Origin of the sequence: Microbacterium sp. LWH13-1.2 (assembly GCF_038397735.1) — a bacterium.
Classification (GTDB): domain Bacteria; phylum Actinomycetota; class Actinomycetes; order Actinomycetales; family Microbacteriaceae; genus Microbacterium.
In genome coordinates, this window is record NZ_CP151635.1 from 875,811 (window position 1) to 897,856 (window position 22,046).

Here is a 22,046-nt window from a genome sequence, read left to right on the forward strand (position 1 = left end):
CATCGGCGCGACGTCGCGCAGACGCGGGTGCTGCTCGTCCTTCGCAGACAGCTCGGCCTGATCGAGCGGCACGGGCCAATCGATCCCGACGGTCTCATCCGCGAGATTCAGGAACGTGTACTCGGCCTCGGGAGACCAGTGCTCGTTGACGAGGTACGAGTATGCCGTGGCGTCCTCGAGCGTCTGGAAGGCGTTGCCCACGCCCTTCGGGACGAAGATCGCGACCGCGGGCGTGATCACCGTGGAGTAGACCGTGCCGAATCCCGCACCTTCACGAAGATCGACCCACGCCCCGAACACGCTGCCTGTGGCGACGGAGATGAACTTGTCCCACGGCTCCGCGTGGATGCCGCGTGTCGTCCCCCGGCTCTTGTTGAACGAGACGTTGTTCTGCACGGGGCCGAGATCAGGCAGACCGAGGTCGACCATCTTCTGGCGCTGCCAGTTCTCCTTGAACCATCCGCGGTTGTCGCCGTGGACGGGGATGTCCCAGCGCTGGAGGCCGTCGATCGACGTCGCGTGTCGCGCGAGCGGGAGACCGAAACGAAGTTCTTCGCTCACTGACCGGCCTCCGCGTACTTCGCTTCGGTGGCAGCCTTCTGAGGTCGCCACCAGGCCTCGTTGTCGCGGTACCACTCGACCGTGTCCACGATTCCGGTCGAGAAGTCCGAGAAGCGCGGGGTCCAGTCCAGCTCATCGCGGAGCTTCGACCAGTCGATCGCGTAGCGGCGGTCGTGACCGGGGCGGTCCGCGACGAGGTCATAGTCGTCGGACGGTCGTCCCATGGCAGCGAGGATCAGCTCGATCACCTGACGATTGTTCTTCTCGCCGTCGGCGCCGATCAGGTAGGTGTCGCCGATGCGTCCGGCGTCCAGGATCCGCAGCACTGCCGAGGAGTGGTCGTCGGCGTGGATCCAGTCGCGGACGTTCAGGCCGTCGCCGTACAGGCGCGGACGCACACCGTCGATCAGGTTCGTGATCTGTCGGGGGATGAACTTCTCAACGTGCTGACGCGGGCCGTAGTTGTTCGAGCAGTTGCTGATCGTGGCGTTCACGCCGAACGAGCGCACCCATGCCCGGACGAGGAGGTCGGAGCCTGCCTTCGTGGACGAATACGGACTCGACGGGTTGTAGGGCGTGTCCTCGGTGAAGCGGGCGGGGTCGTCGAGTTCGAGGTCGCCGTACACCTCGTCGGTGGAGATGTGGTGGAACCGGATGCCCGTGCGGCGCGCGGCCTCGAGGAGCGTGAACGTCCCGATGAGGTTGGTCTCGACGAACGGCGCCGGGCCGGTCAGTGAGTTGTCGTTGTGGGATTCTGCCGCATAGTGCACGACCGCATCGTGGTCGGCGAACAGGTCGCCGACCAGGTCCGCGTCGCAGATGTCCCCCTCGACGAGGGTGAAGCGATCCTCGGGCAGGCCGCTCAACGAGGCCCGATCGCCGGCGTAGGTCAGCTTGTCGAGCACCGTCACGGTGTCGTCGGTGTTGTCAAGAACGTAGTGGACGAAGTTGGAGCCGATGAACCCGGCGCCTCCGGTAACCAAGAGCTTTCGCATCCGCCAATACTACTGGTCGTCGCCGTGACAGATTTGGCAGGAGATGGCGACATGGCGGACACTAGACAGCATGCGTGGCATTATTCTCGCCGGAGGCACAGGCTCCCGGCTGCACCCGATCACTCTCGGCGTCTCCAAGCAGCTGGTCCCGGTGTACGACAAGCCGATGATCTACTACCCGCTGACCACGCTCATGCTGGCGGGGATCCGCGACATCCTCATCATCACCACGCCGCACGACGCCGATCAGTTCCAGCGTCTCCTCGGCGACGGGTCGAGGTTCGGCGTGTCGATCACCTACGTGCAGCAGCACTCTCCCGACGGGCTCGCGCAGGCATTCACGCTCGGCGCGGATCACATCGGAAACGACACGGCCGCGCTCGTGCTCGGAGACAACATCTTCTACGGGCAGGGGATGGGCTCGCACCTGCGCGAGTACACGAACCTCAGTGGAGCGGCGGTCTTCGGCTACTGGGTGGCCGACCCCACCGCGTACGGCGTCGTCGAGTTCGATGCTCAGGGGCGTGCACTGTCCATCGAGGAGAAGCCGACAGTGCCGAAGAGCAACTACGCGATTCCCGGGCTCTACTTCTACGACAACGATGTCGTCGAGATCGCGAAGGATCTGAAGCCCTCCGCCCGTGGCGAGCTCGAGATCACGGACCTGAACCGCGTCTACCTGGATCGCGGCGATCTGAAGGTTCAGATCCTCCCGCGCGGAACCGCCTGGCTCGACACCGGGACCTTCGATTCGCTCAGCGAGGCCACGGAGTTCATCCGCACCGTGCAGAAGCGTCAGGGGCTCTCCATCGGCTGCCCCGAAGAGGTGGCGTGGCGAATGGGGTTCCTCACCGACGACGAGCTGCGCGAGCGGGCCGAACCGCTGGTGAAGAGCGGCTATGGCAAGTACCTGCTCGAGGTCCTCGAGCACGGCGCGATCCGCTGATCGGACGTCGCGGGTGGCGCGCGCCGATCAGCGGATGCTGGGGCCGTGCTGCCGGCTTCAGGCTCGCGCCATCACCTCTCGGATGACGGTGGAGTCTCCCCACACCCCGGGGGAGTCGTAGGGGCGGTCGGGGAATGCGCCGTACTCGAGCGAGATCGGAAGCGCGTTCTCAGCGATGAAGCTCTCGACCTGGTCTGCGAGCGACCGCGGCTCTCCGCTGCTGCAGTTGAGCGTCCCCGTGACGTCCTCGGCATCCGTCAGCGCAGCGAGCTGGCGTCCGAGCTCCTCGACGCGGATGAAGTCGAACAGATTCTTGCCGCTCGTGAACGGGAAGACCGTCTTGCCCGCGTCGACCGCTTCGAGGAGCTTGCGGAAGATCGAGTTGCTGCGGCGATCGTCGCCGTAGATGTAGTAGGCCCGCGCCCACGCGAGGGACACGGTGTCGGGGAGCGCGAGGGGGAGTGCTCGCCGGAGTGCCTCTTTCGCGATTCCGTAGAGGGACTTCGGGTTCGTGGGGGTGTCGGCGGTGATCGCGCCTTCCCAGTACCCGACCTCGTGCATCGTGCCGAGGGCGACGATCCGTGTGACCCCGGCCGCGGCGGCCTCCGTCAGAAGCCGGTAGTGCGCCGAGAGCTGACCCATGTGCGCGGGTGAGTTGTGGACGAATCCGTCCTTCCAGGCGAGGTGGACGAGGCTCCGGGCATCGCCCCACGCGTCCACGTCGAAATCGTCTGCGAGGATGTCTGCCTCGAGGCGAATCGCGCGGGGATCGGTCTTCGACTGCGATCCGGGACGCACGACGGCGACGACCTCGTGGCCGCGGTCCGCCAACGCGGCCACGACGTGCGGGCCCAGGTACCCGCCGGCACCTGTGACGACCACTCGCGAGGGGGATTCCGTCATGTTCTCACCGTTTTCCTGTCCTCGTCCGCTGAGCTGCGGACGCTCCGATCGAGGCTACCGGATCGCATCGGGAGCGCCGCGGTCAGCAGGCCGGCAGGACGCCTACGGTAGAGTGGGCAAGTTGGTTTGACGAATGTGGAGCAAGGTGGATACGGAAGCTCGATACAGGCTGCTTGCTGCCACTCCCTTCTCCCGCGCAGACTCATCGGGTGTAGCCACGGATGCGCGTGGGGGAAAGCTGCGCGAGCTGTTCCATCGCAGGGAACTGCTCGGCCTGCTCGTCCGCCGCGATCTCCAGGCGCGCTATCGCGACAGCGTTCTCGGCTTTCTGTGGACGGTCATCCGGCCGATCATCGTCTTCCTCATGTACTTCATCGTTCTCGGGAAGTTCCTCCGCGCTGCCGAAGGGATTCCCGACTTCGCGGTGTACCTGTTCTCCGGACTCACGCTCTACAGCTTCTTCAGTGAGATGGTCGTCGGCTCGGCCAGCTCGATCATCGCCAACTCCGGGTTGGTGAAGAAGATCTATCTCCCGAGGGAGATCTTCCCGCTGGCCAGCGTCGGCGGCGCCGGGGTGATGTTCCTCATCCAGTGCGGTGTGCTGCTCGCCGCCGCGTTCGTGTTCGGCGCGCTCCCGGACGATCTGCTGCAGATGCTCTGGTTCTTCCCCTCGGTCGCTCTGATCCTGGTGTACGGCCTCGCGCTCGGGATCTTCCTCGCGGCCGTCAACGTGTACCTGCGTGACGTCCAGTACCTTCTCGAGCTGCTCGTCATGCTCGCGATGTGGGCATCGCCCATCGTGTATTCGTGGCACATGGCGGCCGATGCGTTCAAGAGCTTCGATCTGCCGTCGTGGGTGCTCGAGGTGTATCTGAACAGCCCGATCACGCTCGGAGTCTTCGGATTTCATCGTGCGTTCTGGGGAAGCGGCACCGAGGCCGACTATCCACCCGAACTCGGGCTGCGCATCCTCATCGCGTTCCTCATCGGTCTTGTACTCGTCTTCTTCGCCCACCGCGTCTTCAAGCGGCTGCAGGGCAACTTCGCTCAGGAGCTGTGATGGTCGTATCCGCAGAACCCGGTCCCGTCGTTGTCCGCGTGGAGAACGTCTCCAAGTCCTTCCAGATCCGCAAGGACAACACGCTGAAAGACCGTGTCTTCCACCTCGGAAAGCTCGGACGCGAGCACCGCGAGCGCTTCACCGCGGTCGACGACGTGACTCTTGACATCCAGGCGGGGACGACCGTCGGGCTGCTGGGAGCGAACGGCTCGGGCAAGAGCACGCTGCTCAAGCTCATCGGCGGCATCCTCGCGCCCACGAGCGGGGCGATCTTCGCGCGCGGTCGGATGGCCGCGCTTCTGGAGCTCGGTGCCGGCTTCCACCCCGACCTCAGCGGACGTGAGAACGTCTACCTGAATGCGGCCATCCTCGGACTGAGCAAAGAAGAGGTCGACAAGCAGTTCGATGCGATCCACGAATTCAGCGGTATCGGGGAGTTCATCGACTCCCAGGTGAAGTTCTACTCCTCGGGGATGTTCGTCCGACTCGCGTTCGCCGTCGCCGTGCACACCGATCCCGATGTGCTGCTCGTCGATGAGGTCTTGGCCGTGGGCGACGAAGCGTTCCAGCGCAAGTGCATGGAGCGTATCGCGCAGTTCCGTGCCGAGGGGCGCACCATCGTTTTGGTCTCGCACTCTGCGTCGCAGGTGCAGGAGCTGTGCGACCGGGCCGTCGTCCTCAAAGACGGCGAGGTGGTGTTCGACGGCGACGTCAATGACGGCGTCGCAGTGTTGCGACAGGTGCTGGAAGGTCGTCGGCTCGGCGACGTGCACGATGAGGACTCAGGGCTTCCCATCGAGGTGACCGGCATAACTCTCTTCGACGCAGAGGGGGTCGAGACCGACTCGGTCCGAGTCGGCGATCCACTCGTGCTCCGCATCAACGTCAGAGCGAATCAGCCGATGGCGCGCTGGGCGACGGGATTCAGCATCGACACGACTCTCGGGCAGATGACGATCGCCTCGAACACCGAGCGCCTCGGCGTCACACTGCCGGCGATCCCCGCGGGCGACACGCACTTCGACTTCCGAATCGAACAGGTCTTCCTCGGCGCAGGGCAGTACTACATCAATGCCAACGTCTCTGAAGTGATCGACATCAACTCCGACGTCCTCATGCAGGGGAAGATGTTCTCAGTTCAGGACACGACTACGACTCTCGGTTCCGTCGCGGCCCGGATCACCGCTGCGGCCTGAGGTCAGTTGCGGCGCAGTACGCGCCCCAGTGCGCGGATCGGCGCAGTAGCCCGCCACGAGGTGCTGTGGTGGATGCGATCGATCTCGCCGAGCGCGTTCGCCCTATCGTTGTGCGTCGTGCCGAGTTCCTGTGCCATCTCCAAGATCTTCGCCTCGAGCGCCTCGATGTGGCGCAATCTGTTGGCATCCAACGACTGGTTGAGCGAGAGAGGGTAGTCCGCAGCGTGCCTCGGTGCCTGCACGAAGTCGAAGAGCGGGACGAGTGCGTGGTCCCAGGTTACCTCTCGCGCGAAGGCGCGGACATTGTCGCGGATCGCCTCGCTGTCGCGTTCGTACAGGATCTCTTCGAGCGCCTCTGCCAGTGCCCCGACCTCCTCCGCCGGAACCACCGCTCCCAGAACGTTGTCGCGGATGATGGGAGCGAATCCGTCTCCGTCGGTCGCGACGACGGGCAACCCGGCCCAGAGGTAGTCGAGAATCCTGGTCCGGAAGCTGAACGCCGTCTCGATGTGGTTGCTGTGAGTGCTGACCGCCACGTCGGCATCCAGCAGGTAGTTGATGCGGTCGTCGTAGTCGACCCAGTCCATATTGAAGAAGACATGCGAATCGGTGAGCCCAAGCTCGTCGGAGAGGCGCACCGTGGCTGCGGCCATCTGGGACTCATGGACATCAGGGTTCGGGTACTTCATCCCCAGGAAGTACAGCTTCACGTCCGCGTGACGCTTCGAGAGCACCTGCACCGCCTTGACGAGCGTGAGCGGATCGAACCAGTTGTAGACGCCGCCTCCCCAGATGATGACCTTGTCGTCGGCGCCGATGCCGTCGATCTCATCACGGATGCCGTGCCTCGTCTGCACCGCCTCGTCGTCGGAGACGCCGAACGGCACGACATCGATGAATGAGCGCAGGCTGTGATCGGCATCGTAGTTCTCGGGGGAGATGCGACCGAGGGCGCCGAGATGGCCCAGCCAGAAGTCGCGCTGCTTCTCGGAGGCGCAGATCACGTAGTCAGCCCGTCGAAGCTGCATAGTGAGCATGTCAATGCAATAGTCGACGAGGAACCGGCGCGATTCTTCGCCCTCATCTTTCCCCGACTCGAGTACCTCGAGGTGTAGCGGATCGTATGCATCCACGACGATGATCGCATCGGACTCGACGAGCCACGGATTGAGAGCGAAGACCTCACCCTGCCCGATGATGACGTCCGACCACGCGACATGCCCCCGAAGCTCATCAGCATCGGCGGTGAACACTCGGAAGGAATCGTGCGACAGCGACGCCTGCTTGATCGAGACCAGTCTGACGTCCGCGACGTGCGCGAGTCTCTTTGCGATCTCCCACGCCCTGATGGCGGGCCCGCCCATCTTCTTTCCGAGGGTGTCGGGCGTGACAATGAGCACTCGGTGCGCGTCAGCGGGCGTGCCGGTGCGAGGGGTATCTGTCATCGGTGCGTTCTCAGCTCGGGTCGTGATGTAGTCGGGTCACAGGCGAGAAGATCATCGCCGCGTCGCTCAATCGGCCAATCCTAACCCGAGTCCTCGCACGGGATCGAGAGCTCGCGGCAGGCGAGTCGTCGAGATCTCGGGCCGGTGCGTCCACAGGGGAGTGCGGTGTGCTGCGGCTATACTCGTCAGGATTGTCTACCCCCACCAAGGAGCCCCGTGAAGCGCATCGCTTTCTATCTTTTCTGGGAGAAGGACGGGGGAGTCGACGGCTACGTCCCCTACTGCCTGGAGAAGTTGCGCGAGCACGTCGAGCACATCGTGGTCGTCTCCAACGGCCCCCTCGACTCTGCCGGTCGTGCTGCGCTCGAGGAGGTCGCCGACGAGGTCTGGGAGCGCGAGAACGTCGGTTTCGACGTCTGGGGTTACAAAGAGGGGCTCGAGCGATTCGGTTTCGATCGACTCGCTGAGTACGACGAGCTGATCCTGCTCAACTACACGTTCTTCGGGCCGATGTACCCGTTCTCTGAGATGTTCGAGCGGTCGGACTCCTGGAAAGCCGACTTCTGGGGCATTACGGAGCATGGTGAAGTGCGTCCGCACCCGTTCGCCGCGAAGGGGGTGTTGCCCCGCCACATCCAGTCGCACTGGATCGCCGTGCGCAATGCGATGTTCACGTCTCCCGCCTTCCGCGAGTACTGGGCCAGCATGCCGATGATCACGAGCTACGAGCAGTCCGTGGACATGCACGAGGCCCGCTTCACCCAGCATTTCGAAGAGCGCGGCTTCTCCTCGGAGGTGCTCTTCCGCGGCGCCGACTACTCCAGCCTCAATCCGATCCTCGATGAAGTGGTGCAGCTCACCGCAGAGCGCTGCCCGATCCTCAAGCGACGCACCTTCTTCCACAGCCCGCTGTACTTCTCCGACTACGCCATCATCGGGCGCGACGTCATCGACGAGCTCGAGCGGACGTCCGACTACCCGCTGGAACTCGTGTGGCAGAACATTGCTCGGACATCCGAGCCGCGCGTGGCGGCGACGAACTTCTCCCTGTATCGCATCTACTCGGACGCGCTCGAGATAGATGAGGCGCAGCTCGAGCGTGCCCGAGGAATGCGCGCGCTGGTCGCGATCCACTGCTACTACGAGGACATGATCGACGAGCTCATGGGGTACGCCGAGCGGCTCCCCTGTGAGAGGCATGTCGTCGTCACCACCGACACCGAGCAGAAGAAGAGCTACATCAAGGCCGCGTTGGCGCGGAGAGGTGAATCCTCGTACGAGGTCCGCGTGACCGAGTCCAACGCGGGGCGCGACGTGTCGGCGTTCCTACTCGGTTGCGCCGATCTGCTGCGAGACGACAGCTTCGACATCGTGGTCAAACTGCATTCGAAGCGCTCGCCTCAGGATGGCGCCGTCGCAGGCGGATGGTTCAAGCGGCACCTGTTCGGCAACCTTCTGCATTCTGAGAACTACGCCGCGAACGTCGTGAACCTGTTCGCGGAGCGCCCGGAGATCGGCATGGTGATCCCTCCGATCATCCATATCGGGTTCCCGACTCTCGGCAAGTCCTGGTATCTCAACAAAGCACCGGCTGAGCGTCTGTGTCAGAAGCTCGGGATCACGACGCCGCTCGACGAATCCACGCCACTGTCGGCATACGGCTCGATGTTCATCGCCCGGCCGCGTGCGTTGCGCACACTGGTCGACGCAGGTCTGACGTGGGCAGACTTCGACGACGAGGCGTACGGCGACGGCTCCCTGGCGCATGTCCTCGAGCGGCTGTTCACCTACTCATCCCTCGGAGCGGGCATGCCTGTCTACACGGTGCAGAGCACGGAGCTCGCTTCGATCAATTACCCCTCACTGGAGTTCAAGCTCCAGAACTTCAGTCAGGGCCTCCCGGGGACAGTGATGCAGCAGCGCGCCTACCTCGATCGGCTCGAGCGCGGTCCGAGCATGCTCAGCGTCAGCAAGCGCGTCGTGCATACGCGGCTTCCGCGCCTCGCCCGGTTGCTCTATCCCGTCTATGACGCGAGCCGAAGAACCTACGTCCGGTGGCGCACGCGCCGTGGCGGACGGGGGAACGCAGCGTGAGCGATGTCCGTGGGCCGCTGACCGTCGCAGAGGCTTTCAACCCCCGAGCGAACTCTCTCGATTTCCTCCGCTGGCTACTGGCATTCCTCGTCATCTTCTCGCACTCCGGCCCCGTCGCCGGGTTCTACGGGGGCGAGGACCTCGGAATCCAGATCTCCGACGAGCAGTCCCTCGGCGGCGTCGCGGTCGCCGGCTTCTTCTTCTTCTCGGGCTTCCTCATCACGAAGTCCCGGATGGGACGCTCGACGATCTGGCGATACTTCTGGCGACGATGCCTCCGCATCTTCCCGGCGTTCTGGGCCGCACTCATCCTCACCGTGGCCGTCCTCGCGCCAATCGCCTGGCATCTCGAGAAGGGCACGTTCGACGGCTACTGGGGTGCCGTCGTCGAGTCTCCGAAGACGTACTTCGTCGACAACATGTTCCTCACTCTGGGACAGCGGAACATCGCTGGGCTCGGCGAGACCGTGCCATACTTCCTCAATCACGGGGTGCGGGACTGGAACGGATCCGCCTGGACCCTCTCGTACGAGTTCCTCTGCTATATCGTCGTAGGGCTTCTCGGCCTGTTCGGTGCGTTGGCATCCAAGCGATTCGCGACCGCGTTCGCCGTCGTCGTCATCGGCCTGAACGCGCTGCAGTGGCTGGGCGCGGGCAACATCGGCGGACTCAACCGCGTGCTCGCCGATCCGTTCATCCTCATGTTCTTCGCGCCGTTCGCATTCGGAATGATCTTCGCGCTCCACGGCGACAAGATCATCATCGACGACCGCATAGCGATAGGAATGCTGGGGCTCGGACTCTTCACCTATGCATTCGGTGGCTGGAATGTCGTGGGCCAGTTCGGCTTCCTCTACTTCCTCATGTGGGTGGGTGTGCGATTCCGCCTGACGAACTGGGCTCGATTCGGCGACTTCTCCTACGGCATCTACATCTATGCGTGGCCGCTGATGACGCTCGCGACGTACTTCGGGTTGCAGAAGTACGGTTGGTTCGCCTACCACCTGGTGATCGTGGTCGTCGTCCACATCGTCGCGATCGCATCGTGGCATCTGATCGAGAAGCCGGCGATGTCGCTCAAGGACTGGACACCCGGATGGCTGGCGGCCCTGATGCGTCGCGCCGCGCCGGTCACGACAGGGGTCAAGCGACGGATCGTCAATCCCGACTTCTCGTCGACGCGTTTCGCGGAGTCGATGCGCTCGAACAACGGAGCACAGTCGTGAGCGCCGGGCCTTCGTTGCACTCGATGCACGGCGTCGAGAAGGAGAGGCCTCGCTCACGCGCCCAGCGCATCGCGTACTACATTCCCCTCAGCCTCCTGATGGTCGCGGTGATCGTGATGTCTGTCATCGGAGTGGGAACTCGCCAGGCCGACCAGGCGGCGACGGCACAGCAGCGAAAGGAAGCCCTCGCGCAGGCGTCGCAGCAGAGCTCTCTGCCAGGCAGCTGCATCTCGGAGGACTTCGCCGCCCACTCTCCGGAGATCTGGACGGGAGAGCGCAATGCGGAGTCGGAAGCCGAGTTCGCCGCGCATCCGGAGGCGTTCGGGATGCGCGTCGAAGGACGCGACGGCTTCGAATTCTGGGGTGACGAGCAGTCGGCCAACTTCTCGCAGGCGCTCGGCCGCGCGCCGTGGCTCGATGATCAGCTCGGTCAGTGGCTCGCCTACTTCAGCGAGCTCGACGAGAAGCTCGCCGAGGATGACCGTGAACTCGTGATCGTGGTGGCGCCGGCGAAGTGGGAACTCTACCGGGAGAAACTCCCTGAGTGGGCGGACGAGCTTCAGGGGGAGACCCACTTGGAGCAGTTCCTGGAGCGCTCTGGGGACCTGCCCATCGTCGATGTGCGTGGCGCGATGCAGGCGGCTAAACAGGATGCGCCCGTCTACTCGGCCGTGAACACCCACTGGAACCCTTACGGCGCATACGCGGCGTGGAAGCAGACGGTGAGCTGCGCGTCGGACCTGTACCCCGACTCGGTGTGGCCGCAGGTGGAGGTCCCGGAGCCCGCCGGTATCACGATGTCCACCGCACCGAACGAGTTCACCCCGTACGGGAATTCGGCGACCGTCGAGGACTGGGCAACGCCCGTCCTGCCCGAGTCGGAGCCCGTGCAGTCCACCATCACCGGTGCCGACGGGACAGCTCAGGAGGGGCCGTCGGACGGCGCGGTGGGACTTCTCGACATGCCCGCCCGTACCGAGTCCTCCTCAGGCGCCGGTCGTGCGCTGATCATGCGAGACTCGACCGGCGAAGCGCTTGCGCCGGTATGGGCCCAGGCGTTCGAACAGACTTGCCAGGCGCGGCACAACCTCGACTACCCCGACCAGAGGCCCGACATCGTGGCGCAGGCAGCCGAATGCGACGCCGACACCGTCCTCTACGTCTTCACCGAGCGATACTTCGCGCAGGTGCCCCCGACTCTGGCGGTGGGCTGACCCTCGCCACCTGTGAGACGGGGGCCGTCTTTCAGACTGCGGTAGATCGCACGGCGAGAGCGATTTCGGGGCGCCTGCGTGTGACGACCCCGGTCACGATTAACAGAAGTCCGGCGAATGCCACGGTGCCGAGGAACCAGACGACGCCGGGCGGAATCGGCATGCTGGTCCACCACCAGTCGACACCTTGATTCAGGTCGACCCCCGAGTGCTCGGTGCCGGTGAGGTATCGACGCATGGTCGTGTACAGGGCGACGCTGTTCGCGCCGGCGAGCCCAAGGAATATCACCCATCGCTGGAGGCGCGACAGGGCGATTCGAGGATCACCCGCACCGACGAGGAGCAGCCCGATGAGAAGCACCTGCAGAGGGAGGACGTACCGAGGTTGCACCAGAACTCCGACTTCGACACCGTTTTGGACGATAATCCAGCTCGGCACCAGCACTAGAGCGAGGCCGGCGAGAGCGATGGCCACGTACGTGCGTGCATCGCGGCGACGGGACAAGCCCCAGAACGCGACGGCACTATAGAGGACGAGGGAGGTGAACCAGACGATTCCGGGCAGCTCCACGTCTCCCCAACCGAGTGCCTGAGCACCGAAGTTCCCGACCCAGAGCTGGGGGATGTTCAATACGGTGCGGATCAGACCGCCGACGACGTCGATGTTCTCAGGCCGGCCGGGAGCCATCTCTCCACCGAGCGCGGCCCCCACCTGATTCGAGCCGAGGTAGAACGCCGCTGCCATTATCGCGGTGACCACTGGGAGGGCGAGCAGATACAGGAATCGGCGACTCCGCTCGAAGGAGATGATCGTCGCGACGACAGCGCCAAATGCGACGTACACAGCCGAGTCGCCTCGGGATCCCGCTCCCATCGCCGCGGCCACGAGGGCGAGCCCTCCGAGAGCGATGCGTCGAGTCAGGTTCGGCGCACGGAAATATCCCGCAATCGCCACCCACATCGTGCTGGCCGACATGATCGCCCAACCGCTCGGATTGACGCTGGCGATGAGAAAGATGCCGGTAGGGATGGTCGTGAGCAGCAGGCCCCACAGCATAGGTGCTCGGAGCCGTCGCTCGACGAGGAGGTAGACCGAAGTGACCAGTGAGACAGCGAGAAGCGAGTTGAATATGCGCATCAGCAGGACCGATGTCTGCACGTCTGCCGATGAGAAGATGCTCATCGTGGCGTAGAAGACCGGGGGATACAGCCCTTCGAAGTTGCCATGGGCTGTGCCGACCATGCCGGACATTGCGGGATCGCAGCGGCCGCTGTGCTCGGGTACTGTCGCGTAGCAGGCTGAGGTGAACGCGACCTCTGCGAGAACCGCCATCTCGTCAGGGTTCGATGTGCTTTCGCACAGTCCGGGACGCTCACCTGCGGCGCACCAGATGCTCGTCATATGGAAGTTGTCATCGGGACTGGCCCCGACCGGGGACGCGAAGCTCCAACCGAGCAATGCCGCGAAGCCGAGCAGCGCGACCAGAAGCACGCGCAAAATGCGAGGGCGATCACCGGGTTCGGCGGGATCCTCAGTGTGGGAGCGCACGCTGACAGGACTCGTCGAGAAAGCCATGAGGGCTAGTCTATTCGGCTCCTCAGGGAGAACCGGAACTCGAGGCCGCAAGCAGCGGAGATTCTGACGTGAGGTCCCGGCCCGTCATGGACGGGGCCGTCGATGTCGATCAGCGTCGGCGATGCACCGTTCGATCGTAGACGAACACCTCGGCCCTCCTGATCAGCCGCAGCATCGCGCAGCGTGCTCGCTGGCTGACAGTCAGGCGCGACAACAGGGATCTCACCAGCGCCTTGTCCGATTTGTACAGCTCGGCATCGGACGGGCTGCGCACACTGTGGCGCTCGAGGCGGAGCGCCGTGAGGCCGTAGTACGCCCGTGCGGGCAGGATGCCGCGAGATAGCGCGGCGTCGAACGATCGTGCGTGTGCACGCACGATGTCGTGATAGTAGGCGGCGGAGCGGAGGGAGTGGGAGACGCTGTCGCCTCGCTGGAGCCAGAAATACAGTCTGTCGCCGCACGACGCCACCCTACGCATGCGCACGTACAGATCCATCGCGACAGCGACGTCCTGTGCATAGCGCCCGTCGGGGAAGCGAAGGCCGTCGAAGAGTGCGGAGCGATAGAGCTTGCCCCAGTTCGCCTCGCTGAAATATCGCAGCTCGTCCTTTCTCAGACGCCGCAGTGCGACGCTGAACACGGTCTGGTAGCTGCGGGCGGCGTCGTCGAAGACGAGGACGTCACCGGGGGAGTCGTTTCGATGCTCCTCCAGAGATTCCAGGGCTGCGCTCGCGCCGACGTTCCACCAGCGGCAGCAGCTCATGTCGGCGTCGGCGTCGAGGAGAATCGTCAACAGCCGCTCGATGAGGTGCGGGCTCATCAGGTCGTCGTTGTCGCAGAATGTGATGAAGGCGCCGCGCGCAGCATCCAAGCCCGCGTTCTGGGCGGCGCCGATGCCGCCGTTCTGCTGATGGACGACCCGGACCCGTGAGTCGCGCGAAGCGATATCGTCGCATAATGCGCCGGACCCGTCGGTCGAACCGTCGTCGACGAGGATGACGTCGAGATCCACGTGCGTCTGCGACAGTATCGACGCCACACACGCGCCGAGATGGGTGACGGCGTTGTAGACCGGGACGATGACGGACACCGTGCGCTCGGACGGCAGGGGATCAGTGAACATCAGGAACGATCCTATCCGTTGAGACACTCGGTGGAATCGGCGCCTTGGGCACAGGATCTGATCACCGAGCCCCCGGTAGGATTGGACGACCTTTCCGGCCACAGCGAGCTGGCGACCTCAATCAAGAGTCCCGTAGACGGAGCCAATACGATGACCTCAGAGATCTTTGTTCCGTTCTGGGGCGAACCCGCTCTGCTGTTCGAGACGATCGACTCGGTTCGTGCCCAGAGCATCGAGGACTGGTCGATGACGGTTCTCGACGACTGCTATCCGGATGAGTCGGTAGCCGCGTACTTCGCGTCGCTCGACGACCCTCGCGTGACCTATGTGCGCAACGAGACGAACCTCGGAATCACCGAGAACTACCGGGAAGCGATTCGTCGGGCCCGCGGAGAGTACGTCACGATCCTCGGCTGCGATGATCTCATGCACCCGAACTACCTCGAGGTCGTGAGGACGACTTCGCGCGCGGTTCCCTCCGCCGATGTGATCCAGCCCGGTGTCGTCGTCATCGACGAGAGCGGCGCGCCCATCTCACCACTCGTGGATCGAGTCAAGCAGCGAGTGCTGGCTCCGCGAGGGGGAAGCGGGATCGCCGTGCTGCAGGGTGAGCAGATGGCGACGAGTCTCATCAGAGGAGACTGGCTCTATTGGCCGTCCCTCACGTTCAAGACCTCCACCCTGAACCGGATCGACTTCCGCGACGGGTTGCCCATCATCCAGGATCTGGCGCTCCTCATGGATATCGCCTTCGAGAACGGCACGCTCGCCTACAACCCGGAGATCGCGTTCTCCTACCGGCGACACGGCGCGAGCGCATCGCAAAAGACGCTGATGGACGGTCGTCGTTTCAACGATGAGCGGACGTACTATCACCAGGCCGCGGAGCTCGCAGCGGCTCGCGGTTGGTCTCGCACCCGTCGCACGGCCAGAACGAGGCTGATGTCGCGCCTTCACGCCGTGTCGGAGCTGCCCGGCGTTCTGAGGCACGGAACGCGCGCCGGGCTAGTATCGACGCTGGCCCACATCTTCCACCTCTGACTGTGCCGCTGTTGTTTCATCAGCCGCACATCAACCACTCAGGAGCATCCACCATGTCCGAACACATCCTGATCACCGGGGGCGCCGGATTCATCGGGAGCCGACTCGCTCGCCGCTTTGCGGACGATGGACATACGGTGACCGTGCTGGATTCGCTGATCTCGCAGGTCCACGGTGAGGATCCGGATAACGACTCGCCGCTGCTGAGGTCGCTCGACGGCGTCGCCACGGTCATCCGCGGAACGGTCACCTCGACCGATGATCTTCGTCGCGCTCTTGTCGACGCGACGGTCATCGTGCACCTTGCGGCGGAGACGGGCACGGGACAATCCATGTACGAGATCGATCGGTACGTGGCAGCGAATGTGGGCGGCACTGCGAAGCTCCTCGATCTGCTGGCCAACGAGCCTCACACTGTTCGACGTATCGTCATCGCCTCCTCGCGCTCGATCTACGGCGAAGGGGCGTACCGGACGGACGACGGACGCGTCGTCTTCCCCGCACATCGTTCGGATGCGCACATGGCGTCCGGAGATTTCAGCGTTCATCACCCAGGTGAGAAGAACCTGACGGTGATCCCGACGGATGAGGACGCCAAGCTGCACCCCTCGTCCGTCTACGGAATCACGAAGCAGATGCAGGAGTCGTTGGTGATGACCGTGGCGCCGACCATCGGCATAGAGGGCGTCGCGTTGCGTTACCAGAACGTCTACGGCCCGGGACAGTCGTTGAAGAACCCGTACACCGGAATTCTTTCGATCTTCTCCACGCTGATCCGCCAGGGTAAGGCGATCAACATCTTCGAGGACGGACTCGAGAGCCGTGACTTCGTGTACATCGACGATGTCGTCGAGGCGACGTTCCTCGGGGCGACCCATCCCGCCGCTGGCGGCAACACCTTCAACGTGGGTTCCGGCGTCGCGACGTCGGTGAACGCGGTGGTCGGGGGCCTGTTCGCGGCGTTCGGACTGGACGTCCCAACGCACATCTCCGGCAACTACCGGCTCGGCGACATCCGTCACAACGTGGCGGACACCTCGCGCCTCAAAGAGATACTGGGCTTCGAGCCGGAGACACCCTTCGAGGTCGGAGTCCAGCGCTTCGTCGATTGGGTGAAGAACGAACCGGAAGAGGGCGACTCGTATCAGAAGTCGCTGGACGAGATGGCAGCGCGGAACCTGCTGAAATGACGCTGCCCGCCTTCCTCAGCGGTAGCCCCTATCCCTACCGAGAAAACAGCCTGAACATGTTCAGGCTCGTCCTCGCAGCGCTCGTGCTGTTCGCGCACAGTTGGTACATCGCGGGGCGCGGGGTAGGTCCTCAGATACAGGGGGAAAACCTCGGTGGCTGGGCCGTCGCGGGGTTCTTCGTCCTGAGTGGATTCCTCATCACACGAAGCCGATTCCGCACTGGGGCCGGCGACTATCTTCTGCATCGTGTCGCGCGGATCTATCCCGCTTTCGTCGTGTGCCTCGTCGTGACGGCTGTGCTCTTCGGCCCGATCGCCGCTCTCATCGAGAACGGCACGCTGGCCGGCTACGTCAGCACACCGGTCACGCCGCTGCAGTACATCTGGGGCAACCTCGGGCTGAAGGTCACGAGCTATGACATCGGCGCGACGCTGAACACCGTGCCCTATCCGGATGCCTGGAACGGATCGCTCTGGACTCTCTACTACGAGTTCCTGTGCTATCTGATCGTCTGGATCCTCGGGTCGTGGGCGCTGTTCCGGAGATCGTTGATTCCCGCGGCCGTCGCCTTCCTCGGCTCAGTCCTCGTGTGGGTCAACATCGGGCTGGCGGACCGCGTCGGACTCGACGCAAGCTTCGTGCTGCTCTTCAAGCTGTTGCCGTTCTTCCTGGGCGGTGCTCTGGTCTTCCTGATCATCGAGCGCTTCGGCGTCAACATGTGGGTGGCGGTCGCCTCGCTGGCGATCGCCGTCGCTGCGATCGTGCTGATTCCGCACTGGGGCGGGCAGATATCCGCTCCGTTCCTCGCTTACGGCCTTCTCTTCCTATCGACGGTGATCCGCCAACCGCAATGGATCGCACGCAACGACATCTCCTACGGCTTCTACATCTACGCGTGGCCGGTGCAGCAGCTGACGGTGCTGTTCGGCGGTGACCGATGGGGCATGCCCGTCTACATCCTCATCACGATCATCGGTACGGTCGTTCTCGCGGCGCTGAGCTGGTTCCTCATCGAGCGCCCGTGCATGCGCCGTGTGCGCAGCCGCGGTTCGAGCCCGCGATCGGCCATCGTCGCACCCTCTGCGTGACCACACCCGAAAAGGACACTCCGCAATGGCACGAATCTTCGTCGACCTCCTCTCGCTCACCGGAAAGAAGGGCGGCATGGAGACATACGCCCGAGAGCTCTACACGCAGCTCGGACGTCTCGCACCGGAGCACGAGTACATCGGCTACTTCAGCAAGGAAGGCTGGGAGCTCGACCGGAGTTGGTTCCCTGGCGAGGGGATCGCTTCCGGTATCAGCGGCGAGAACAGGTTCTCGTGGGCGTGGGGAGAGCTGCGCTGCGGTCGCGCTGCTGCTGCTGCCGGCGCGGATCTCCTGCACTCTCCGATGACGCTCGGGCCGGCCAAGACGAAGATGCCTGCTGTCATCAGCATGCATGACATGCTCTATTGGAGCCACCCGCAGTACATGTCGACACCGATGTACACCCTGCCGGTGAAGGTGATGGAGAGGCTCGCGGCGCGCAACGCCTCTCGCATTCTCACCATCAGCGAGGTGTCCCGACAGGCGATCGTCCGCTACCTCAAGGTCGAGGCCGAGCGTATCGATCTCGTCCCGCTCGCGGGGACAGCTCTGGAAGGCGTCGACCGTTCGCGAGCATCGAGTGAGGGGGCGATGATCCTCGCCACGGGCAACCGTCGACCTCACAAGAACTGGCCGTCTCTGATCCGCGCGCTTCCGCTGATCGACGAAGCGATCCGCCCCCGTGTGGTGGTGACGGGCAGCCACGGCGACGACCCTCTCATCGAGATCGTCGCCGAGACGCGAATGCAGGATTGGGTCGACCTGCGCTCGTGGGTCGACACCGACGAGATGCGAGAGCTGTACTCGACGGCGACTGCCCTCGCGATGCCATCCTTCGCGGACGGTTTCTCCCTGCCGGCCCTCGAGGCGATGATGGCAGGGCTTCCCGTGATGATCAGCGATATCCCGGTCTACCGGGAGGTCGTCGGCGACGTCGCGCTCTTCATCGACCCGAACGACCTGGACTCGATCGCGAGGGCGATGACGACCGCGGCGACCGATCCGGAGCGGATGCTCGACCTGACCCGCCGCGGCTATGAGCGCGCCGAGCTCTTCTCTTGGGAGAAGACGGCGAAGGGCACGCTCGAGTCGTTCGAACGTGCCCTCCGCGACGGCAAGCGCTGAGCCCTCAGGACCGCGCGACCCGCTCCACGGTCTCGGCGACGAGGTCGATCCCGTCGCGGACCGGGTAATGGTGGTTGCCGACGAAAAGTCCGTCCGAGTGCACCTTGTCGGCTGCCGGCAGCGCATCGGGAACGATAGCGTCGAGGTGTGCCATGACGGGGTTGCGCGTGAAGTTGCCCGCGACGATCGGCCGTGACTCGATGCGCGCCTCGGCGAAGGCGTTCACCAGATCCGAGCGGCGGCCCGCCAGCGGTCCCTCCAAAACCAGAGAGAAGCCGAACCAGCTGCTCTCGCCGGTCTCCTTCTGGAGGCGCACTGCAGAGATGTCCGCGAACCGCTCGGCGAAGTATGCGGCGTTCTCCCGGCGGCCGGCGATGAGCGAGGGGATCTTCTTGAGCTGCTCGATCCCGAGAGCGCCCTCCATCTCGAGCGGGCGCACGTTGTAGCCGGGGAGCACGAACCGGAACAGGTCATCCCAGGTGTTCCCGGTCTTGTCGTGCACGTGGTTCTCGTTCGGCAGATCGCGTGTCCATCCGTGAGAGCGCAGGGAGAGCATCTCCTGGTAGATCTGCTCGTCATCGGTGAGGATGACACCACCCTCCATCGTCGCGATGTGGTGGGAGAAGAACGAGCTGAATGTCCCGACGAGACCAGCGGTTCCCGCGTTGATCCCGTCGCTCACCGCACCCAGCGACTCGCAGTTGTCCTCCATGAGGATGAGTCCATGACGCCGGCAGATGTCCTTCAGACGCGTGAAGTCATTGGGATTACCCAGGAGATTGACCGCGAACACGGCCTTGGTCTTCGGGCCGATAGCCTCCTCGAGAAGGTCGAGATCGACGTTCAGGGTGTCGAGGTCGATGTCCACGAACCGCGGGCGGAGACCGTACTGAGTCAGCGGGTAGTAAGTCGTGGGCCAGGAGACCGCCGGGACGAGTACCTCGTCGCCGCGGTTGAGGTCGATCCGAGGATCCAGGACCGCCGCCGCGACGGCGATCAGGTTGGCGGAGCTGCCCGAGTTGACCATGACGCCGTACTTCGCGCCGAAGTGGGCAGCGAATCCTGCCTCGAACTCCCGCACCAGGGGGCCCATCGTGAAGCGTCCGCTTTCGGTGACGCGGCGGATCGCCTCGTACTCCGCGTCATCCCAGGTGGTCGTCGCCAGGGGGTAGGCCGGTTCGGCAGAGGTCATCGAAGTTCTCCGTTCGCAATGTATCTCAGGTAGGAGTCGTAGCAGGCGCGCATGCCGTCGATCATCGTCGTCGTCGGAGCCCAGCCGTGGGATCGCGCGACTGATGAGTCGATCAGGCGCTGCGGAACGCCGCTGGGTCGTGTGACGTCGAACTCCAGGTCGCCGTCGTAGTCCACGACCTCACGCGCGAACTCGTAGAACTCGCGGATGCTGTGGTCTGTGCCTGCGCCGACGTTCATGGTGGACGGCCAGTTCGCGAGGTCATCGATCGCACCCACGAGCCAGTCCGCCAGGTCGGGCGCATAGGTGAACTCCCGCCGCGCGGTGCCGTCACCCCACACCGATACGGAGGACGAGCCGGAGGTCTTCGCCTCGTGTGTCTTGCGGATCGTGGAGGCGATCAGGTGAGCCCGATCGGCCGCGAAGGTGTCGTTCGGCCCGTACAGGTTCGACGGCAGGAGCGACCGATAGGCGAGCCCCGTCTGCTGCGCGGCGTAGCGGACTGCCGTCAGCCCGGTGAGCTTCGCGAGACCGTACCCCTCGTTGGCGGACTCCAAGGCGCCGTCGAAGAGGCGAGACTCGTCGATGGGGCTCTCCGCCGAGGCCGGGTAGGCCGCGGCGCTCGCGACGTAGACCAGACCGGGCACCTCGTTCGACACGGCGGCTTCGATCACGGAGCGATCGACGGCCAGGTTGTCGAGCAGGTAGGGGAGGGGGCGGGCGATCTTGTCAGCGATGCCGCCGACCACGGCTGCGGCGTGGACGATCACGTCCGGTCGCGCCGATCGCACCGCGCGACCGGTCGCCTCGGTGTCGCGGAGGTCGGCATCGGCGCGCCGGAGCGCGACGATCTCATCGTCCGGGCGACGTGATGTCCACCGCTCGGCGATACTGGAGCCGAGCATCCCGCCCGCCCCGGTGATCAGAACGCGCACGTGTCAGCTCTGGACCTGATCGACGTAGTGCCGGCCCTCGACTTCGAGGCTCGCGGCGTCGGCATCCACCATGATCTGGGCGAGACGCGGGGTGAGCACCTTCGGCTCCCAGCCGAGGAGGTCCTTCGCGCGGCCGAAGTCGCCGACGAGCGCGTCTACCTCGGTCGGGCGCAGGTAGCGCTCATCGAACTTCACGTACTTCTCCCAGTCGAGGCCGACGTGCTCGAACGAGAACTGCAGGAAGTCCTTGACCGTGTACGCCGTGTTCGTGGCGAGGACGTAGTCGGTGGGCTCGTCGTGCTGAAGCATGCGCCACATGCCCTCGACGTACTCGGGAGCGTATCCCCAGTCTCGGACCGAGTCGAGGTTGCCGAGGTACAGCTCGTCCTGAAGACCGGCCGCGATGCGCGCGACGGCGCGCGTGATCTTGCGCGTCACGAAGGTGCCGCCACGGCGGGGCGACTCGTGGTTGAACAGGATGCCGTTGACCGCGAAGAGGTCGTACGCTTCGCGGTAGTTACGCGTGATCCAGTAGGAGTAGACCTTGGCGACGCCGTAGGGCGAGCGCGGATAGAACGGCGTCTCCTCGTTCTGGGGCGGAGGCGTCGCGCCGAACATCTCGGAGCTGGATGCCTGGTAGAAACGGCAGTCCACGTGAGCCGCGCGGATGGCCTCGAGCAGTCGCGTCGTAGCGAGACCGGTGACGTCGCCTGTGTACTCAGGCTCGTCGAAGCTCACGCGCACGTGCGACTGCGCTGCGAGGTTGTAGACCTCGTGCGGCTGGATCTCGTTCAGCAGCGTCACCAGACGCGATCCGTCCGCGAGGTCTGCGAAATGCAGGAAGAGCCTGTGGTTCTCGGACTGCGCCGGCTGGTAGATGTGGTCGATTCGCTGCGTGTTGAAAGAAGACGATCGGCGGATCAAGCCGTGCACCTCGTACCCCTTGGAGAGGAGAAGCTCGGCGAGATAGCTGCCGTCCTGTCCAGTGATTCCGGTGATGAGTGCGCGCTTCGTCGCAGTCGTTTCGCTCATTGTGAAGGGCTCCTGGTTCGGGAGGACGGTGGGGCTTGACGGCCGCACGACAGTCTACCGGAGGGGTTTCGCGACTGTGGCTGATGTGGGCGTGGCGGTGAGG

General features: G+C 64.3%; 18 protein-coding genes and 1 pseudogene. 10 read left to right on the top strand and 9 right to left on the bottom strand.

From position 1 onward, the window contains the following. Nucleotides 1-3: 3 nt before the first annotated feature. Together rfbC and rfbB are read right to left on the bottom strand one after the other, a co-directional pair. A pseudogene (gene rfbC, locus MRBLWH13_RS03960) lies at nucleotides 4-510 on the bottom strand (dTDP-4-dehydrorhamnose 3,5-epimerase); the annotation flags it as partial. 47 nt (nucleotides 511-557) lie between these two features. Further along, nucleotides 558-1,556, bottom strand: coding sequence for a dTDP-glucose 4,6-dehydratase (gene rfbB / locus MRBLWH13_RS03965; RefSeq protein WP_341957011.1), 999 nt, complete (start codon nucleotides 1,554-1,556; stop codon nucleotides 558-560). 70 nt (nucleotides 1,557-1,626) lie between these two features. Here rfbB and rfbA point away from each other — a divergent pair, with 70 nt between their 5' ends. Then, the gene (rfbA, locus tag MRBLWH13_RS03970; protein WP_341957012.1) at nucleotides 1,627-2,502 is read left to right on the top strand and encodes a glucose-1-phosphate thymidylyltransferase RfbA; all 876 of its coding nucleotides are present in this window, start codon (nucleotides 1,627-1,629) and stop codon (nucleotides 2,500-2,502) included. A gap of 57 nt (nucleotides 2,503-2,559) precedes the next feature. On the opposite strand, the gene MRBLWH13_RS03975 is transcribed toward rfbA, so the two are convergent. After that, nucleotides 2,560-3,405, bottom strand: coding sequence for an NAD-dependent epimerase/dehydratase family protein (locus tag MRBLWH13_RS03975; protein WP_341957013.1), 846 nt, complete (start codon nucleotides 3,403-3,405; stop codon nucleotides 2,560-2,562). A 145-nt stretch (nucleotides 3,406-3,550) separates the two neighbouring features. On the opposite strand from MRBLWH13_RS03975, the gene MRBLWH13_RS03980 reads away from it, so the two are divergent. Both MRBLWH13_RS03980 and MRBLWH13_RS03985 read left to right on the top strand, forming a co-directional pair. Further along, on the top strand, nucleotides 3,551-4,465 hold the full coding sequence (locus MRBLWH13_RS03980; RefSeq protein ID WP_341957014.1) for an ABC transporter permease: 915 nt from the start codon (nucleotides 3,551-3,553) through the stop codon (nucleotides 4,463-4,465). Next, nucleotides 4,465-5,661, top strand: coding sequence for an ABC transporter ATP-binding protein (locus MRBLWH13_RS03985; RefSeq protein ID WP_341957015.1), 1,197 nt, complete (start codon nucleotides 4,465-4,467; stop codon nucleotides 5,659-5,661). Before MRBLWH13_RS03980 ends, MRBLWH13_RS03985 begins: the two co-directional genes overlap by 1 nt. Nucleotides 5,662-5,663: 2 nt before the next feature. Here the strand turns inward: MRBLWH13_RS03985 and MRBLWH13_RS03990 are convergent, their stop codons facing one another. Next, complete coding sequence (locus MRBLWH13_RS03990) at nucleotides 5,664-7,106, bottom strand: glycosyltransferase (protein WP_341957016.1); 1,443 nt, start codon at nucleotides 7,104-7,106, stop codon at nucleotides 5,664-5,666. Nucleotides 7,107-7,322: 216 nt separating this feature from the next. Between MRBLWH13_RS03990 and MRBLWH13_RS03995 the strand changes: the two genes are divergently transcribed. From MRBLWH13_RS03995 to MRBLWH13_RS04005, 3 genes are read left to right on the top strand one after another with little or no spacing between them, the layout of a single operon-like run. Next, nucleotides 7,323-9,200 carry a rhamnan synthesis F family protein gene (locus tag MRBLWH13_RS03995; RefSeq protein WP_341957017.1) on the top strand — a complete coding sequence of 626 codons (1,878 nt, stop codon included), beginning with the start codon at nucleotides 7,323-7,325 and terminating at the stop codon, nucleotides 9,198-9,200. After that, nucleotides 9,197-10,426: an acyltransferase gene (locus tag MRBLWH13_RS04000; protein ID WP_341957018.1), complete on the top strand. Its 1,230-nt coding sequence runs from the start codon at nucleotides 9,197-9,199 to the stop codon at nucleotides 10,424-10,426. Before MRBLWH13_RS03995 ends, MRBLWH13_RS04000 begins: the two co-directional genes overlap by 4 nt. Next, entirely contained in the window at nucleotides 10,423-11,640 is a 1,218-nt protein-coding gene (locus MRBLWH13_RS04005) for a hypothetical protein (RefSeq protein ID WP_341957019.1), read from the top strand. The genes MRBLWH13_RS04000 and MRBLWH13_RS04005 overlap by 4 nt, the downstream gene beginning before the upstream one ends. A 31-nt stretch (nucleotides 11,641-11,671) precedes the next feature. On the opposite strand, the gene MRBLWH13_RS04010 is transcribed toward MRBLWH13_RS04005, so the two are convergent. Beyond that, the gene (locus MRBLWH13_RS04010) at nucleotides 11,672-13,216 is read right to left on the bottom strand and encodes a DUF2142 domain-containing protein (protein ID WP_341957020.1); all 1,545 of its coding nucleotides are present in this window, start codon (nucleotides 13,214-13,216) and stop codon (nucleotides 11,672-11,674) included. A 109-nt stretch (nucleotides 13,217-13,325) separates the two neighbouring features. Next, complete coding sequence (locus tag MRBLWH13_RS04015) at nucleotides 13,326-14,339, bottom strand: glycosyltransferase (RefSeq protein WP_341957021.1); 1,014 nt, start codon at nucleotides 14,337-14,339, stop codon at nucleotides 13,326-13,328. A 150-nt stretch (nucleotides 14,340-14,489) separates the two neighbouring features. Between MRBLWH13_RS04015 and MRBLWH13_RS04020 the strand changes: the two genes are divergently transcribed. The 4 genes from MRBLWH13_RS04020 to MRBLWH13_RS04035 are packed head-to-tail and all read left to right on the top strand — an operon-like array spanning nucleotide 14,490 to nucleotide 18,784. Further along, nucleotides 14,490-15,380, top strand: coding sequence for a glycosyltransferase (locus MRBLWH13_RS04020; RefSeq protein ID WP_341957023.1), 891 nt, complete (start codon nucleotides 14,490-14,492; stop codon nucleotides 15,378-15,380). A gap of 53 nt (nucleotides 15,381-15,433) precedes the next feature. After that, nucleotides 15,434-16,570, top strand: a complete 1,137-nt coding sequence (locus MRBLWH13_RS04025) for an NAD-dependent epimerase/dehydratase family protein (protein ID WP_341958209.1) — start codon at nucleotides 15,434-15,436, stop codon at nucleotides 16,568-16,570. 56 nt (nucleotides 16,571-16,626) lie between these two features. Then, nucleotides 16,627-17,658, top strand: coding sequence for an acyltransferase (locus MRBLWH13_RS04030; RefSeq protein WP_341957024.1), 1,032 nt, complete (start codon nucleotides 16,627-16,629; stop codon nucleotides 17,656-17,658). A gap of 25 nt (nucleotides 17,659-17,683) precedes the next feature. Continuing rightward, nucleotides 17,684-18,784, top strand: a complete 1,101-nt coding sequence (locus tag MRBLWH13_RS04035; RefSeq protein ID WP_341957025.1) for a glycosyltransferase family 1 protein — start codon at nucleotides 17,684-17,686, stop codon at nucleotides 18,782-18,784. A 4-nt stretch (nucleotides 18,785-18,788) separates the two neighbouring features. Here MRBLWH13_RS04035 and MRBLWH13_RS04040 read toward each other — a convergent pair whose 3' ends face one another. Genes MRBLWH13_RS04040 through gmd form a run of 3 tightly spaced genes read right to left on the bottom strand, consistent with a single transcriptional unit; the run spans nucleotide 18,789 to nucleotide 21,943 of the window. Next, nucleotides 18,789-19,976 carry a DegT/DnrJ/EryC1/StrS family aminotransferase gene (locus MRBLWH13_RS04040; RefSeq protein WP_341957026.1) on the bottom strand — a complete coding sequence of 396 codons (1,188 nt, stop codon included), beginning with the start codon at nucleotides 19,974-19,976 and terminating at the stop codon, nucleotides 18,789-18,791. Beyond that, nucleotides 19,973-20,911, bottom strand: coding sequence for an NAD-dependent epimerase/dehydratase family protein (locus MRBLWH13_RS04045; protein ID WP_341957027.1), 939 nt, complete (start codon nucleotides 20,909-20,911; stop codon nucleotides 19,973-19,975). The genes MRBLWH13_RS04040 and MRBLWH13_RS04045 overlap by 4 nt, the downstream gene beginning before the upstream one ends. A 3-nt stretch (nucleotides 20,912-20,914) precedes the next feature. Further along, nucleotides 20,915-21,943 carry a GDP-mannose 4,6-dehydratase gene (gene gmd / locus MRBLWH13_RS04050; RefSeq protein ID WP_341957028.1) on the bottom strand — a complete coding sequence of 343 codons (1,029 nt, stop codon included), beginning with the start codon at nucleotides 21,941-21,943 and terminating at the stop codon, nucleotides 20,915-20,917. Nucleotides 21,944-22,046 lie beyond the last annotated feature (103 nt).

Coding starts and splice junctions, on each gene's coding strand:
- rfbB (WP_341957011.1), bottom strand. CDS start 1,556: ATGCGAAAGCTCTTGGTTACCGGAGGCGCCGGGTTCATCGGCTCCAAC.
- rfbA (WP_341957012.1), top strand. CDS start 1,627: ATGCGTGGCATTATTCTCGCCGGAGGCACAGGCTCCCGGCTGCACCCG.
- MRBLWH13_RS03975 (WP_341957013.1), bottom strand. CDS start 3,405: ATGACGGAATCCCCCTCGCGAGTGGTCGTCACAGGTGCCGGCGGGTAC.
- MRBLWH13_RS03985 (WP_341957015.1), top strand. CDS start 4,465: ATGGTCGTATCCGCAGAACCCGGTCCCGTCGTTGTCCGCGTGGAGAAC.
- MRBLWH13_RS03990 (WP_341957016.1), bottom strand. CDS start 7,106: ATGACAGATACCCCTCGCACCGGCACGCCCGCTGACGCGCACCGAGTG.
- MRBLWH13_RS04010 (WP_341957020.1), bottom strand. CDS start 13,216: ATGGCTTTCTCGACGAGTCCTGTCAGCGTGCGCTCCCACACTGAGGAT.
- MRBLWH13_RS04015 (WP_341957021.1), bottom strand. CDS start 14,339: ATGTTCACTGATCCCCTGCCGTCCGAGCGCACGGTGTCCGTCATCGTC.
- MRBLWH13_RS04020 (WP_341957023.1), top strand. CDS start 14,490: ATGACCTCAGAGATCTTTGTTCCGTTCTGGGGCGAACCCGCTCTGCTG.
- MRBLWH13_RS04025 (WP_341958209.1), top strand. CDS start 15,434: ATGTCCGAACACATCCTGATCACCGGGGGCGCCGGATTCATCGGGAGC.
- MRBLWH13_RS04030 (WP_341957024.1), top strand. CDS start 16,627: ATGTTCAGGCTCGTCCTCGCAGCGCTCGTGCTGTTCGCGCACAGTTGG.
- MRBLWH13_RS04035 (WP_341957025.1), top strand. CDS start 17,684: ATGGCACGAATCTTCGTCGACCTCCTCTCGCTCACCGGAAAGAAGGGC.
- MRBLWH13_RS04040 (WP_341957026.1), bottom strand. CDS start 19,976: ATGACCTCTGCCGAACCGGCCTACCCCCTGGCGACGACCACCTGGGAT.
- gmd (WP_341957028.1), bottom strand. CDS start 21,943: ATGAGCGAAACGACTGCGACGAAGCGCGCACTCATCACCGGAATCACT.